The organism is Gordonia terrae, from assembly GCF_051789125.1.
GTDB lineage: Bacteria > Actinomycetota > Actinomycetes > Mycobacteriales > Mycobacteriaceae > Gordonia > Gordonia terrae_A.
Map to the genome: position 1 here is coordinate 3,862,929 of NZ_CP196526.1, position 16,491 is coordinate 3,879,419.

Consider the following 16,491-nt stretch of genomic DNA (forward strand, 5'->3'; position numbering starts at 1 on the left):
TCGCGCCTCCCTTGTCGTGGTCTCATCCACTCTAACCGGACCGCGGTCCGATTAATTCCGCCGCGCGGTGAGTTAGTGTTGGCTCACATTCCCCACTGGGAAGTGCCGGGATAACCACCGCTTCGAGGAGAGTTGCATGAAGATCCGGAAGTCCGTCGCCGCCATCACCCTCGCCGGGGCCGCGCTGTTCGTCGCCACCGGTTGCTCGGAGTCCACCGACACCGTCGACGAGGCCACCAGCGCGGTGTCCACCGCCGTGGAGACCGCCGTCAGCGAGGCCGAGACCGCAGCAAGTGATGCCGTCGACGAGGTCACCGGACTGAGCAAGGACGACGCACAGGAGACCCTGCGCAAGGCCATCGACCCCGACACCCCGGCCGGTGAGATCGGTGAGGTCGTCGACCTGAGCAACCCGGCCACCCAGCCGGCCGCGATCGCGTTCGCCAAGGGCGCGACCGCCGCGGGGTACACACCGGAGGCCTTCTCGGTCACCGAGGTCACCGAGAACGGCGACGACAAGGCCACCGCAACCGTCGCGGTGAAGAGCCCGCACGCTCCTGCTCCGGTCGACATCCAGCTCGCCTTCGTCAAGGTCGACGGCGACTGGAAGCTCAGCGGCGATGCGATCAACCAGCTGATCAGCATGGGCGGCCAGCGCGGCTGACGCCCGCTCCGGGCCGACACGCCCGGCCTCATACACCTCCTCGCCTACACTCGAACGGGTGCGGCCCGACCCCGGAGCCGAACGGCGAGGAGGTGTACGTGCGTACCGAGAATCCGACTCATCCGTTCGCGCCGCCGGTGACCGAACGACACGAGCGCTGGCCGCTCGTCAACGATCTCGACGACACCGCACTGCCCGAACCTCCCGGCCGCCGCCGTACAGCGGTCCTCGAAGCCGGGCTGCCCGACGAGCCCCCGGTCCGAACGACTCCGCCTCGGTCACCCGTGAGCAGTCCGGTGCACAACGGCACCCGGCTCGAGGCCCGGGCCCCCGCGCGCGTCCACGGCGCGTTGCCGCCCGTCGGCGACTTCTGGGATCTGCAGAATGCCGGCCGGATCGTTCCGGCCGCCCCTCTACCCCGACCCGCCGCGTACCTGTCTCGACCCGCCATGCGGCGGACGGTGACGCCTGCGGCGTCACTCGCGCTGACCACCGGCCTGATCTCGATCCCCCTGACGCTCGCGCTGGGCCTGGGCGCGATACTCGGCCTGGTCGCCGTGGTGTCGGGCGCCGTCGCGATCCGACAGGTGCGCTCCGCGCCCGCGGACCGCAAGGGGACGGGTCGCGCCATCACCGGGATCGTCGCCGGGACGGGCAGCATGATCGTGGGCGGTCCGATCCTCTTCCTCGTACTCCTGCTCGCCGGCTTGTAGAAGCGGCGTCGCGCCGAGGCCACTACCGACAAAGACAACGAGACCCGCCGATGGCGGGTCTCGTTGTGGGTGGGTGCAGCAGTCGAGCCGAAGGCCCCGATCCCGGCGTGCCGGGTCGGGCGATCGGACCTGTCAGCTGACGGCGCGCAGGCGCGGGCGAGCGGAGGCGACCTCGCCGCGTTCCCGGCCGAGCCAGGCGTGGATTTCTCCGAGCACCTGCAGGCGGGCGTCGACGGGGTCGATGTCCGCGAGCGACGGCATGCAGTGCATGAGCGCGGCGTAGAACGCCGAGGAGTCTGACATTCCGAACTCGGAGAGCACGGTTCCGTAGTCTTCGACGCGATCGGCGAGTTCACCGTAGGTGAGTGCCTCATCGCCCAGCCGAACTGCGGTCAGATGAGGCGTGATCGCCCCTCGGGTCTGGATGTCGTCCAGTAGCTGGTCCATGGTTTACTGCCTTCCCGCCCGTGAAGCGTCGACCGCAGTACCCTCGCCTCCCCTGACGCTGGCCCTCTACGATCCTTCAACCCAGTGTGCCCTACCCCATACGAGTATCAGAACACCGGTTCAACATGTGTGGGATATTCCACAACATTTCTCGTAACAATGCGCACTTTCATGTTACGGCTGTGACTGTCGTTGCGACAGGGGCTCAGATGGCCGGTTCTTGACCTGTTACCCATGCGCAACTCTCCCGACATTCGAGGCAATCCGTGCGTGTCGCCCGAATCCGTCCGCGAAGGGACAGCTCAGGCGTCGGTCTTCTTGTCCGCTTCCATGGCCTCGATGAGGCTCTTCGGTCGGAGGTCGGTCCAGTTCTGTTCGACGTACTCCAGGCACGCCGCCCGGCTGTCCTCGCCGAAGACCTTCGTCCAGCCGGCCGGGATGTCGGCGAACGTCGGCCACAGCGAGTGCTGGTTCTCGTCGTTGACGAGTACGTAGAAGCGGCCGTCCTCGTCGTCGAATGGATTCGTCATGTGCGTCCTTTCTCCGTCGGCGCGGCGACTGGGTCACCCACCTGCTCTTGTCGTGCCGGGCCGTCTCGGCGAGCGCCCGGGTTCACTGCTCTGGTCAGAACCTAGCTGTTGTCTTGTCGATCATGTCACGCGACGCCCCTCATTCCGGGACATCCTCGCCGGTCAGCGGCTGCGATCCACCTCCTCGAGACGGTCCGTGGGCGTCCGCGGCGCGGCTCGGCTCGTCGACTCGCGACAGCTGCGCGTCGAGCGCGGGCCCGACCACGGCGAGCGCGTCCGCGTTCGCCATTCCGAGGTGGTGGGTCGCGACGTCGACGTTGTCGATGGCACCGGTGACGAACGGACGCCATGCCGCTGCCAGCGCAGCCGGATCGTCCTTGTCCTCGGTGGCGGTGAACACGTGGATGTCCCCGGCGTAGACGTCGGGCCGATAGTCCAGCACGACCTGGGTCGACGACTCGAAGCTGTCCATGATCCGCTCCACCTGATCCTCGGCGAGCAGACCCATTCCCGAGATCTGCTCACGGATGATCGCGGTGACCTCCTCACCCGTGGACGCCTTGACGTCGTCACCGAGATCGAACAGATCGCGCCATCCGCCGAGCACGTCGACGACCGTGGACGCGTTCGGCTCGACGGGTGCGGCCGTCTCGGCTGCTTCCGGGGTCGCCGTGCCGGATTCCGAGGCGGTGGACTCGGGCGCGGTGGGGCCGCTGCGCTGTCCCTCGTGTCCGACGACGACCGGTTCGTCCTCCGGCCGCGAATCCATGATGCCCAGGTACGCGACGCTCTCACCGAGTTCGACCAGGTGCGTGGCCATGGCGTGAGCGATCACGCCACCCACCGACCAGCCGAGCAGATGATAAGGACCGTGCGGCTGGACCCGACGGATCTCCTCGACGTACCGCCGGGCGAGCTCGCGGGCATCGGTGACGCTCGGCTCCCCGGTGACCACGTGCGGGTCCTGCAGGCCGAAGATCGGCCGGTCTCGCAGATGCGGTGCGAGGCCGCCGTAGAACCAGGCGAGTCCACCTGCCGGGTGCACGCAGAACAGCGGCGGACGGTTCCCCTCCCCGCGCAGGGTGATCACCACGTCGCTGCTGACGTCGTTTCCCTCCGCCACGTGGCGTGCGAGGCCACGGACCGTGGGGTCGTTGAACAACCACCCGAGTTCGATGTCGAAGCCGTTGCGATCACGGAGCAGGGCCGCCACCCGCGTGGCCGACAGTGAATTGCCGCCCAGGTCGAAGAAGCTGTCGAGGGCTCCGGCCCGCTCCACACCGAGGATCTCCGCGTAGGCGTCGGCGATGGCCTGCTCGACCGGGGTGGCCGGCTCGACGAACTCCTCGGAGACGATCTCGGGACGGGGCAGCGCCGCGCGGTCCAGCTTGCCGACCGGCGTCAGCGGGAACTCGTCGACCACCGTGATCGATGCCGGGACCATGTGTGCCGGGAGCCGGCGGGTGAGCAGCCCGCGGACCTCGTCCACGGCGATCCCGTCGCCGGTCACGTACGCGGCGAGCGACGACGGCGCCGAAGTCGGCTCCCCCGAACTCCCGACACCGAGCACGACCGCGGAACGTACACCGGGAGCCGAGCGCAGCACCGCCTCGATCTCGCCCAGTTCGATGCGCAGTCCGCGCAGTTTGACCTGATCGTCGCTGCGGCCCGAGTACTCCAGGGTGAGGATGCCCGACGCGCTCTCGCGCCAGCGCACGACGTCGCCCGTGCGGTACATCCGTCGCCCGGCGCCCGCGTACGGACTCGCGACGAACCGGGACGCGGTCAGCTCCGGTTTGTCGAGGTATCCCCGGGAGAGCGCGGGCCCGAGAACGTAGAGCTCGCCTGCGACGCCGACCGGAACCGGCCGCAGGTGCGCGTCGAGAACGAGGAACTCGACACCGGGCAGCGGACCGCCCAGACGGACCGGGTCGCCCGGCACGGCGCGCTCACCCACCGCGACCATGATCGTCGTCTCCGTGGGGCCGTATCCGTTGTGGATTCTGGTGTACGGCGACCAGGCGTCCATCACCGACTGCGGAACCGCCTCGCCGCCCACCGAGACCGCCTGCAGGCTCGGGAGGCTCGACGGATCCAGGGTCGAGAGCACGGACGGCGTCAGGAAGGTCGTCGCGATCTCGTGCTGACGGATGAAGTCCTGCAGCGCCTCGCCACCGACCGCCGTCGCGGGCCGGTAGACCAGGGTGCCGCCGTTGACGGTCGCGAGGAGGTATTCGAGCACGGACGCGTCGAAGCTCGGTGACGCGAATCCCAGGACCACCACGCCGTCCTCGGTCTCGAGAGCCCGGGACTTGGCCAACGCGAAGTTGCGCAGGCCCGAGTGGGACACGGCGACGCCCTTGGGCCGGCCGGTGGACCCCGACGTGTAGATCACGTAGGCGATGTTGTCGATCCGTACCGGGCCCGACAGTTCCGTCGGCTCGACCTCGGTGTCCGGCGTGCGATCCACCCCGTCCGCGATCTCGGGGTCGTCGAGCCGTATCCAGTCGAAGCCCTCGTCGGGCAGTTCGCCGACCGCGGTGACCGACAGTCCGAGCCGGGCGCCCGAATCCTCGACCATCGTCGCGACTCGTTCGGCGGGATAGTCCGGATCGATCGGCACGTATCCGCCGCCGGTCTTGGCGACCGCCCAGATCGCGACCAGGAGGTCCACCGATCTCGGGATCGCAAGGGCGACCAGGGTCTCCACGCCGACCCCGCGTGCGATCAACCAGCGCGCGAGCCGGTTGGATCGCGCGTGGAGCGCGGAGTAGGACAGGGTCGCACCGGTCGCGTCGACCACGGCGGTGCGGCGACGGAATCGCGTACCCGCCGCGCTGAAGAGCTCGCTGAGCAGCACCGGCTCGGCGGCCTCGCCGGTGTGCACCGGCAGTAGACGCTCCGCCTCACCCTCGAGGAGGATGGACGTCGCGGCCACCGGCTCGGCGGGGTGCGCGGTGAGCGCGTCGAGCAGGCCGACGAGTCGCGCGGTGAACCCGGTCGCGGTGGATTCGCCGAAGAGATCGGTGGCGTACTGCAGTGCCGCCGACCACGGGCGTCCGGCCTCCGACCGGGACACCGAGAACAACAGATCGACCTTCGCCGGTACCTCGCCGGCATCGAGCGGGGTCACCGAGACGCCACCGAGATCCGCACCGAGATGCGCACCCGCGAGTTCGGGGACCGCGTTCTGGTCGAGGGTCAGCCAGACCTGGGTCAGCGGCGCGAAGGCCTCCGACCGGGTCGGGTTGAGACGGTCGACGAGCGTCTCGAACGGCACGTCGGCATGGGCGAACGCATCGAGATCGACCGTGCGGACGCGGCGGAGGACATCGGCGAACGTGTCGCGCGGTGCGTGTGCGGTCCGGAGCACCAGCGTGTTGACGAACATCCCGACGAGCGGGTCGAGCACTTCGGCGCCGCGGCCGGCGACGGGGGTGCCGATGGCCACGTCGTCGGTGCCCGCCAGATCGGAGAGCAGCACCGCCAACGCGGCGTGCATGACCATGAACGGGGTGACGCCGTGATCGTCCGCGACGGTGTCGATCCGTCGGGTGATCTCGGCGGGGATCGTGAACGACACCCGCGCTCCGCGCTGCGACGCCACCGGCGGCCGGGGCCGGTCGGTCGGCAGCTCCAGCAGGTCCGGCATCCCGGCCAGCTGCGCGGTCCAGTAGGCGAGCTGTCCGCCGATCGCCGACGTCGCGTCGTCGACATCGCCGAGAACCCGGCGCTGCCAGATCGCGAAGTCGGCGTACTGCACCGCGAGCGGCTCGAACCGCGGCTCGTCACCGGCGGCGCGTGCCAGGTAGGCGGTGGTGAGGTCGGCGACCAGGGGCGCGAGCGACTCACCGTCGGAGGCCACATGATGAAGGACGACCGCCAGCACGAACTCCCGCGAGCCGGGGTCGTCGCCGCCGATCTCCAGCAGCCGGGTCCGGACCGGCCAGTCGACCGAGAGGTCGAAGCCGGTGGTGACCGCGGCGAGCACGACCCGGCCCCAGTCGTCCGGACCGGCGGTCGCGTACTCGTGGTCGAGAGTCGACGGGATGTCCTCGACACCGGCGATGAGCTGCACCGGCTCCCCGTCGATCTCCGGGTACGTCGTCCGCAGGACCTCGTGCCGTGCGACGACGTCGGCGATCGCGGCGCCCAGCGCATCGGGGTCGAGGTCGCCACGCAGACGCAGCACCGCGGGGATGTTGTACGCCGCGAGGGACGGGTCGAAGCGGTTGATGAACCACATCCGCTGCTGCGCGTAGGACAGCGGGATGCGATCCGGGCGAGGACGCACGGCGACCACGGGTGCCAGTCCGCCGCCGCGCCCGCCCAGACGCTCGGCGAGCAAGCGGGGCGTCGGAGCCTCGAAGACGTCACGAACCGTCACCTCGACGCCGAGCGCGTCGCCGACACGGGCGGCAGCCCGCATGGCCGACAACGAGTTTCCGCCGATGTCGAAGAAGTTCGTCGTGGCGCCGACGTTCTCCGGCGACATCGACAGCAGTTCGGCGAAGACCGCGGCCACGGCGGTCTCGCGTCCACCGACCACCGGGACCACGGCCGCCGCGTCGACACTCGGGGCGGGAAGCTCCTGGCGCACGATCTTTCCGGCGCTGCTGAGCGGCATCTCGTCGAGCAGCACCCACATGCCGGGCCGCATGAACTCCGGCAGGGCTTGCGCCACGGCATGTTTGACGGCGTCGAGATCGACGCTCGCCGGGGCGAGGTAGGCGACCAGTTGCTGGCCGGCGGGTGTCTCGACGACCGCCGCCGCCGCATGGACCACCGCGGGGGCCGAGGTCAGCGCCGACTCGATCTCGCCCAGCTCGATCCGCTGACCGCGCAGCTTCACCTGGAAGTCGGTGCGGCCCTCGTATTGCAGTTCTCCGTCGGATCGCCAACGGACGAGGTCGCCGGTCCGGTACAGCCGGCTGCCCGGTGCACCGTAGGGGTTGGGGACGAACCGTTCCGCGGTCAACGCGGGACGGGAGGTGTAGCCGCGGGCCAACTGGAGTCCGCCCAGGTAGAGCTCTCCGGTGAACCCCGGGGCCACCGGACGCAGGCGATGGTCGAGGACCAGCGCCGTGGTGTTGGCCACGGGCCGTCCGATGGAGACCTCGTCCCCGCCGACCCGTGCCACCGTGGCGTAGATGGTCGCCTCGGTGGGCCCGTACTGGTTGCTGATGGGTGCGTGCGGGATCCGTTCACGGACCGCCCGGGCAACGCTCCCCGGCAACGCCTCGCCACCGGTGTGGAGGAACCGCAGGCGCGAGAGCTGCTGCAGCCGAACGGGATCGGCGACCTCGATGAGCACCGCGAGCATCGACGGAACCAGGGTCGCCGAGGTCACGCCGAAGTCGGCGAGATAGCGCAATACCGCGGCCGGATCCCGGTGTTCGCCGGGGGCCATGACGACGAGCCGTCCGCCCGACAGCAGTGGCCGCAGGATCTCGCCGACCGACGGGTCGAAGGTCAGCTCGAGGACCTGGAGGAACACGTCGTCGGGGCCGAATTGATAATCGGCGCGGTCGTGTTCGAGATGCGAGCGCAAGGTGGTGTGTCCGACGGTGACCCCCTTGGGGCGGCCGGTCGAACCCGACGTGAAGATCGTGTACGCGGGGTTGTCCCCGGCGACCGGTGCTCGACGTTCGGACGGGGCGAACGGCGCGACCTCGATCTCGGCGGGCCCGGTCCCGACGGCCTCGACGTGCACTCCGGTGTCGAGAGCGTCAATCCCCGCGGGCCGGTCTCCGTCCGCGACCAGTACCGCGGCGACCTCGGCGGTGCGGGCGAGGTAGTCGATGCGGTCGGCGGGCGCCTGCGGGTCCATCGGGACGAACTGGCCGCCGGCGACCAGCACCGCGTGGACGGCGACGATCATCTCCACCGAACGCGGCATGCAGACGCCGACGGCGACCTCGGGCCCCACTCCCAGCTGGACGAGCCTGCGGGCGAGAACTCCGACCCGCCTGCCCAGTTCGTCGTAGGTGAGCGACTCCGACGCCGTCACCACGGCGACGTCCGACGGCGATGCCGCGACGCGTTCGAGGAGCAGATCCGCGACGTGTGTCCCGGTGAGTGCGAGGTCCGGGCCGGACGACCACGTGTCGAGCAGGGACTCGTCGTGTCCGGACATCGCCGGGATGTCGGCGATACGAGCCTGCGCGTCCTCGGCGATGGTCTGCAGGATGCGGATGAGGGAGCGCGCGAAGACCGCGATCTCGGCGTCGTCGAAGGCGTCGGGCAGGTACGTCAGGCGTACCGCGATACCCGCGGCGCTCGGCGAGGTCGCGAGATTGAGCGGGTAGTGGGTCGCGTCGGACACCTCGACATCGCGGATCGCCAGTCCCACAGCGGCGTTGGCGGCCCCGCCGGCCAGCGAGTCGTTGTCGACCGGGTACGACTCGTGGACGGTCAGTGTGTCGAACAGCGCGGGACGGCCGACGTGCGTGAGGATCTCGGGCAGACCGATGTGCTGATGGTCGAGGACCGCCGTCTTGTCGGCCTGCAACCGGCCGAGGACCTCGGCGATCGTGGCGTCCGGGTCCACGTCCACGACGGCGGGCAACGTGTTGATGAACAGCCCCACCATCGACTCGATGCCGTCGAGACCGGCGGGACGGCCGGACACCGTCTCGCCGAACGTCACCACCCGGTTGTCGGTGAGCCGCGACAGCAGTACGGCCCACGCCAGCTGTAGCACGGTGGCCACGGTGGACCCCGACTGTCGCGCCGTGCGTTCGAGGCCGGAGACCAGATCGGTGTCGAGCACCCAGCGATGCTCACGCGGGAGGTGTTGTGCCGCCGAGTCCCCGGCATCGGTGTCGACGGATGTGCCGGTGAGCCCGGGAGCCACGAGGGTCGGGCTGTCCACGGGTGCAAGCACCCGTTCCCACGCCGCGAGTCCGGCTGCGACGTCGGTCTCGGCGATGCGCGCGAGGTAATCGGCGAAGTCCGTGCGCCGCGCGGCGCCCTGACCGGTGAACGGACTTCCGGTTGCGTAGAGCGCGAGCAGATCGGCCAGCACCAGCGGTCCCGACCATCCGTCGAAGAGGATGTGGTGATTGGTGATGACGACACTGGAACCCTGTGCGTGCCGGACGATCACGGCCCGCAGCAGCGGCGGGTCGGCCAGGTCGAACGGTTCGGTGCGCTCGGACGCGGAGATCTCGTCGACCTGCGACCGGACCTGCGACTCGGTCGACGCGGCGACGTCGACGACCCGCCAGCGCAGCGGGACGGTGGACGGCACGACGGTGACGACACCTCCGCTCGGCACACGTACGAAGCCGGACTTGAGGGTGCGGTGATGATCGAGCAAGGCCACCACGGCACCGCGCAGACGATCGAGGTCGACATCGCCCTCGAGGTGCAGCACCGCTTGCGTCACATAGACATCGACCTCGTCGGCACCGGCCAGTTGCGACTGGAAGTACAGCCCGCGCTGCAACGGCGACAAGGCCCAGACCTTCGCGCCCGGAAAGCGCTCGGACACGGCGTCGAGATCGGCCTGGGTCACGTCGGCGCCGGGTACGTCCGACGGCGACAGACCCACATCGGCGCCGTCGGCGACGATCCGCACGAGTCCGGTCAGCTCGTCGGTCCACCGCGTCGCGATGTCGCGGACATCGGCCTGCGACAGGATCGCCTCCGGGAACTGCAGGTTCGCCGACAACACGCGACCCCTCGGCGAGGCGCCGGCGCTGGCGTTGATGGTCAGGACGCTCATCGCGGCAACACCCGGTGACACCGTGGCCGGCAGGAACGGCGCATCGGGGGCCGGAAGGAAGGCCGTCCCGGCGGTCGTCGAGATGTCCTCGGGCGGCACGGCACCCGGCTGTGTGGGATTCGACCCTGTGGAATCCGACCCTGTGGAATGCGACTCTGTGGAATCCGACTGGGCAGGTGACGCCTCACCCGCACCGCTCGTGGCTCCGCGTGTACCGAGGTAGTTGAACGCGATCGACGGCAGCGGTCGCGAATGCAGCTGCGCGGCATCGTGACCGGCTTCGCCCCCCGCGTACCGCAGCAAGCCGTATCCGATGCCCTGGCCCGGGAGGCCGAGACGTTCTTCCTTGGCCGCCTTGACCGCGTGCACGGCGTCGTCGGCCGGATCGACCAGGAGGGGTGCGAGGGAGGTGAACCATCCCACCGTGCGAGACAGGTCCGCTCGACGCGGGTCCTCACCGTCGAGAAGCACCTCCTCGTACCGGCCGTGGCCCTCGGTGAGGACGGTGACCGGTGCCTCGTCGGCGATCGCTCGGTCGCGCTGCCACGACCGGACCGCCCGGGCGAGCGCACCGAGCAACACGTCGACGACCGAGGCCGAGAACGCTTCGGGGACAACGGTAGTCAGCGGATCGGCGATCGCCGGGTCGATGCGGTGCACGAGAGAAGACAGGGTGCCGTAGCGGTCACGATCGGGGTCGAGCGAGGCACCGAAGTCGGTGGTCGAGGCCGGCGAACGGTCCAGCCAGTAACGCGCCTCCCCGGCGCGCGCGTCGAGCTGCCCGGCGAGTGCCGCCTGCCACGCGCGCTGAGAGGTCTCCTCGGCGCGGACTGCCACCGGTTGTCCGGCGGACAACTGCGCGTGGACGGTCAGCAGATCCTCGACGAGGATCGGCCAGGAGACGGCGTCCACGCCGAGGTGATGGAGGACGAGAACGATGCGGCCGGCACCGGCCGGATCGGTGACGATGGTGGCGGCGACGAGGCGTCCGGCGGCGGGATCGAGACGACGCGCTGCCTCGGTGTGGGCGGCGGTCACCGCCGCGGCGAACTCTGTTGTCCCCGCGGCCGAGTCGACCGAGGTTGTGGCGATCGACGCGTCGGCGTCGAACGGTGTCCCGGTGGTGAGGCTCACGCCGCCGTCGCTCATCTGCAGCTGGGCGGTCAGCATGGGGTGAGCGGCGACGACGGCACCCAGCACTTCGCCAAGATGCGCGGCGGTGAGGCCGGCCGGGGCGGTGAGGACCATCGACTGGTTGAAGTCGGCGAGATCGGCGGGGGTCCGCGCCGCCTCGACGAGCCACGACACGATCGGCGGCAGCACGACATCACCGGTCGCGGCACCCTCGGGTTCGGCGAGCATCGGCGGTCGGGCATCGCCCGCGGCGGCCACCCGGGCCATTCCGCGAACGGTCTTCTGTTCGAAGATCTCCCGCGGGGACAACGACAATCCCGCGGCCTTGGCCGCGGAGGCGAGCTGGATGGACATGATCGAGTCCCCGCCGAGGGCGAAGAACGAGTCGGTGACCGAGACGGCGTCGACGCCGAGGAGCCCGGCGATGATCGCCGCCAGCGTCTCCTCGCCGATGGTCGCGGGTGCGACGTATCCATCGGCGGGGGTGGTGAACTCGGGTGCGGGCAACGCACGCCGATCGAGCTTTCCGCCCGGGGTGACGGGCAGTTCGGGCAAGACGACGGCGTGGTGCGGGATCATGTGTCCGGCAAGGCGATCCGCCGCGCCTGCGAGGACCGCGTCGGCGTCGAGGCCGTCCGGTGCGACGGTGTCGTCGCCGACGAGGTAGGCGACGAGGCGGGTCCGGCCGGAGTCGTCGTCGACGCCGAGGACCACGACCGACGCCACGCCGGGCTGATCGCCGAGTACCGTCTCGATCTCGCCGAGCTCCACGCGCTGACCGTTGATCTTGACCTGATGGTCGGCACGGCCGGCGAATTCGATCTCGCCCGCCGCGGTGACCCGCACGAGGTCGCCGGTGGCGTACATGCGGCGGCCGGGTTCGCGGGCGAAGGGGTCGGCGACGAACGACGCGGCGGTGAGGTCGGGCCGGCCGAGGTAACCGCGCGCCAGGGAATCCGGACTCGCGAGGTAGAGCTCACCGACGACGCCCTGCGGCACCGGGTGCAGACGACCGTCGAGCACATAGGCCGCGAACCCGCGCACCGGGCGGCCGATGGTCACCGGCCGGTTCGGTTCGGACCGCCCGGTGGTCGCCCACACGGTGGCCTCCGACGGGCCGTAGAAGTTGAACATCCGCCGGCCGGTGTCCGGGGTGGCCCACCGTGCGATCAGCTCGGGTGGGCAGGCCTCGCCGCCGGTGACGAGGTTGCGCACGAAGCGGCCCCGGCGCGGGTCGACACTGGCGAGGACCGTGGGGGTGATCAGGGTGTCGGTGACCCTGTCACGCTCCAGGATTCGGCCGAGCGCGTCGCCGGCGTACTCCGCGGCGGGCGCGACGACCAGGGTGTGCCCGAGGGCGATCGACCACATCATCTCCAGGACGGAGGCGTCGAAGCTCGGCGACGCGACGTGCAGCACGCGGGTGTCGGGTGCCTGCGCGGGCGTCCCGGTCACCTCTGCCAGTGCGTCCACGAAGTTCGCGACACCCCGGTGGGTGACGCCGACGGCTTTCGGACGGCCGGTGGAACCCGACGTGTAGACGAGGTAGGCGAGATCGTCGAGCCGGACCGGGGCGCGGCGTTCGTCGTCACCGACCGGGGCGCCCGGTGTCGCCGGGTCGTCGAGGCCGTCCAGGTCGAGCCACTCGCACGCCGACTCACCCAGCCGATCACGAGTCGAGGCGTCGGTGATCCCCAGTCGGACACCGGAATCGGTGACCATATAGGCGATGCGGTCGCTCGGATAGGCGGGATCGATCGGCACGTAGGCCGCACCCGTCTTGATGACGCCGAAGACGGCCACCACCGAGCCGATGGATCGTTCCAGACCCACGGCGACCACGTCCCCGGCACCCACGCCGCGCGAGATCAGTTGCCGTGCCAGCCGATTGGTCCGGGATTCGAAGTCTGCGTAGGAGATCTCGACGCCGTCGCTGACGAGGGCGGGACGCTCCGCGTCGAGGTCGCGGCGCGCGAGCAGGCCGGGAAGCGGTACCGGCACACTGATCCCGCCGTCGGCGGCGGGATCGGTCTCGCCGACGGAGTTGCGGCTGGGGGCGCTCAGCGCGGTCGCATCGATGCCGACGATGTCGATGTCGCCGACCGGCAGTGCGGGATCGGTGGCCATCGACGCGATCACCTGCAGCCAGACATCGGTGAACCGGCGCACGGTCGCGGCGTCGAACAACGAAGTGGCGTAGAGGAAGTCGGCGCGCATCGGCGACGAGGGGGTGCGTTCGGTGACCGAGACGGTGAGGTCGAACTTGGCGATCGGATCTGCCACGCCGAGCGGTTCGGCGCTCAGCCCCGACATCTCGACGCGGTCGATCTCCTCGGGCCGCCCGGCCGCGGACACCAGCGTGTAGGCGATCTGCACGAGCGGCGGGTAGGCCGTGGACCGTTCGGGCGCCAATTCCTCGATGAGATCGTCGAATTGCACGTCGGCGTGCGCGAAGGCATCCAGATCGGCTGCGCGCACGGCGGCGACGAGGTCGTTCATCGACGACGCCGGGTCGACCTCGGTACGCAGGACGAGGGTGTTGACGAACATGCCGACGAGGTCGTGCAGGGCTGCGTCGGGGCGACCCGCGACCGGCGTGCCGATCACCACGTCTTGGGTGGAGGCGAGTCTGGCCACGGTGACGGCCAGCGCCGCATGCAGGACCATGAACAGGGTGACGTCGTGGTCGCGTGCCAACCGCTCGAGAGCGGCGGCGAGGGCGTCGTCCACGGTCACCGACTCGACGGCGGCCGCGGTGTTCAGAACCGCCGGGCGCGGCCGGTCCATCGGCAGATCGGTCACGGCGGGCAGGTCGGCGAGCACGTGGCGCCAGTGATCGAGCTGGCGGCCCATCGGCGCACCCGGATCGTCGGCCGCACCCAGGTACTCCCGTTGCCAGAGCGCGAAATCCGCGTACTGGACGGCCGGCGCGGAGACCGCCGGCCCGCCTGCGGTGCGATGCAGGTACGAGGCGAGGAGATCGCGGACGAACACCGGCGTCGACTCACCGTCGAAGGCGATGTGGTGCACGGTGAGCACCACGTCGACCGCGTCGTCCCCGCGACGGAGGACCCGGCCACGCAGCGGGAATTCCGCGGCCACGTCGAATCCGGTTGTCGCCGACTCGAACAGATCGCGCTCGGACTCCACGACCTGCCAGTCCAGCCGTGCGCGTGCGGTCTCCGGGTCGGTGATGAGCTGGACCGGTCCCTGCTCGTCGCTGGGGTAGGTGGTCCGCAGGATCTCGTGGGCGGCGACGACGTCGCCGACCGCGGCCTGCAGTGCCGCGAGATCCAGTGCGCCGGTGAGCCGCAGTGCCATCGGGATGTTGTAGGCCGGCGAGGTGGTGTCGAACTGGTTGATGAACCACATGCGGCTCTGCGCGGTGGACAGCGGGAGCCGGTCGGGTCGGGGCATCGCGGTCACCCGCGGGACACTGCGTCCGCGTCCGGACACCAGCGCGGCGAGCTCGCGCACCGACGGCGCGTCGAACAGGTCGCCGACGGACACGTCGACGTCGAGCAGGTCGGCCACCCGGGCCGCCACCCGCGCCGCCGACAGCGAGTTGCCACCGAGATCGAAGAACGACTGCGTCACGCTCACCCGGTCGGCGCCGAGCACGTCGGCCACGACCGCCGCGATGGACGTCTCCACATCGGACTCGGGTGCCGCGAACTCCTCGACCGTGAGTTCCGGTGTCGGGAGCTGACGGCGGGCGACCTTGCCTGCCGAGTTGAGCGGCAGGCGGTCGAGCGTCATCCACACGCTGGGCCGCATGTAGGCGGGCAAGGCCTGCGCCACCACCGATTTGACGGCGTCGAGGTCGACGGACTCCGGTGAGACGTACGCGACGAGATGCGACTGACCGGAGACCGTCGCGACCGACGCGGCGGCGTGCAACACCCCCGGGGCCGACATCAGGACGGATTCGACCTCGCCGAGCTCGAGACGCTGGCCGCGGAGCTTGACCTGGAAGTCGGTGCGGCCCAGATACTCCAGCTGCCCCTTGGCGTTCCAGCGGACCAGGTCACCGGTCCGGTAGAGCCGCTCGCCGGGGTCGCCGAATCCGGCGTCCCCGGGCGGGTCGGTGGAGAACGGATTGGCGATGAATCGTTCGGCGGTCAGGCCGGCCCGTGACGCGTAACCACGCGCGAGCTGGACGCCGCCGAGGTACAGCTCCCCCGGCACCCCCGAGGGCACGAGCTGCAGGCGCGAGTCGAGGACGAAGGTGGTGGTGCTGGGGACCGGCACACCGATCGGTACCGACGACTCCCCCGCGCGCACCTGGTGCGCGGTCACGTCCACGGCCGCCTCGGTCGGTCCGTAGAGGTTGTGCAGTTCGGCGTCGGGCAGCGCGGCGACCAGTGCCTGCGCGACCGTGGCCGTCAGCGCCTCGCCCGAGGTGAACGTCAGCCGCAACGACGACAGTTCGGCGACACGGTCACCCAGGACGTCGAGGAACACCGACAGCATCGACGGCACGAAGTGGATGACCGACACCCGCTCGGCCGCGATCAGGTCCGCGATGTACCGCGGGTCGCCGTGCCGATCGGGTTCGGCGACCACGAGTGTCGCGCCCACGGCGAAGGGCAGGAACAGTTCCCAGACGGACACGTCGAAAGTGATCGGCGTCTTCTGTACGAAGACATCGGAGTCCTTGATCGAATACCAGTCCCGCATCCATTCGAGCCGGTTCACGATCGCGCGGTGCGAGACCGTGACTCCCTTGGGACGTCCGGTCGACCCGGAGGTGAACAGGGTGTAGGCGGCGTCGTCGGGGTGCAGCGGCGTGAGTCGTTCGGCGTCGGTGACGGCGGGCGTCGTGAGGTCGATCTCGGCGTCGGTGTCGATGACCACGACGGTCGGCCCCTCGGGCAGGGCGGTCGGGGAACCCGCGGCGACGAGGACGAGTCGCGCACCCGCGGTCTCGAGCATGTACCGCGTGCGTTCCACAGGTGCGTCGATGTCGAGCGGGACGTAGTGTCCGCCGGCGGCGACGATGCCGTGGATGGCGACGAGCAGCTCGACCGAACGCGGGATGGCGACGCCGACGGCGACGTCGGGTCCGACACCGAGCGAGATGAGGTACCGGGCGAGCGAGTTGACGCGGGCACCGAACTCGGCGTAGCCGACCCGACGCGGACCGAACACGATGGCCGGCACATCGGACATCGTCGCCACATGAACCACATCGGTCACCGTTGGGCCTCCATCTCGCTTCGTCGCCTACCGTCTCGTGCTCTGTTCCCCGTTCCCCCCGTGTCTTCTGTTCTC

At 70.1% G+C, this 16,491-nt stretch carries 5 protein-coding genes; 2 read left to right on the forward strand and 3 right to left on the reverse strand.

Annotated elements, in window-relative coordinates:
• Positions 1-136: 136 nt before the first annotated feature.
• Together ACSUZC_RS17620 and ACSUZC_RS17625 are read left to right on the forward strand one after the other, a co-directional pair.
• Positions 137-664: a DUF4878 domain-containing protein gene (locus tag ACSUZC_RS17620; RefSeq protein ID WP_439029771.1), complete on the forward strand. Its 528-nt coding sequence runs from the start codon at positions 137-139 to the stop codon at positions 662-664.
• Between the two features lie 98 nt (positions 665-762).
• Positions 763-1,377 carry a DUF4190 domain-containing protein gene (locus tag ACSUZC_RS17625; protein ID WP_439029772.1) on the forward strand — a complete coding sequence of 205 codons (615 nt, stop codon included), beginning with the start codon at positions 763-765 and terminating at the stop codon, positions 1,375-1,377.
• A gap of 132 nt (positions 1,378-1,509) precedes the next feature.
• Here ACSUZC_RS17625 and ACSUZC_RS17630 read toward each other — a convergent pair whose 3' ends face one another.
• The 3 genes from ACSUZC_RS17630 to ACSUZC_RS17640 all read right to left on the reverse strand — a co-directional run bounded on the left by ACSUZC_RS17630 (position 1,510) and on the right by ACSUZC_RS17640 (position 16,416).
• On the reverse strand, positions 1,510-1,824 hold the full coding sequence (locus tag ACSUZC_RS17630) for a hypothetical protein (protein WP_439029773.1): 315 nt from the start codon (positions 1,822-1,824) through the stop codon (positions 1,510-1,512).
• Between the two features lie 302 nt (positions 1,825-2,126).
• Positions 2,127-2,354, reverse strand: a complete 228-nt coding sequence (locus ACSUZC_RS17635; RefSeq protein ID WP_238421307.1) for an MbtH family protein — start codon at positions 2,352-2,354, stop codon at positions 2,127-2,129.
• A 139-nt stretch (positions 2,355-2,493) separates the two neighbouring features.
• Positions 2,494-16,416, reverse strand: a complete 13,923-nt coding sequence (locus ACSUZC_RS17640; RefSeq protein ID WP_439029774.1) for an amino acid adenylation domain-containing protein — start codon at positions 16,414-16,416, stop codon at positions 2,494-2,496.
• Positions 16,417-16,491: the final 75 nt, after the last annotated feature.

Bases quoted from the DNA above. Each gene is read 5' to 3' on its own strand.
- ACSUZC_RS17620 (WP_439029771.1), top strand. From the start codon at position 137: ATGAAGATCCGGAAGTCCGTCGCCGCCATCACCCTCGCCGGGGCCGCG.
- ACSUZC_RS17630 (WP_439029773.1), bottom strand. From the start codon at position 1,824: ATGGACCAGCTACTGGACGACATCCAGACCCGAGGGGCGATCACGCCT.
- ACSUZC_RS17635 (WP_238421307.1), bottom strand. From the start codon at position 2,354: ATGACGAATCCATTCGACGACGAGGACGGCCGCTTCTACGTACTCGTC.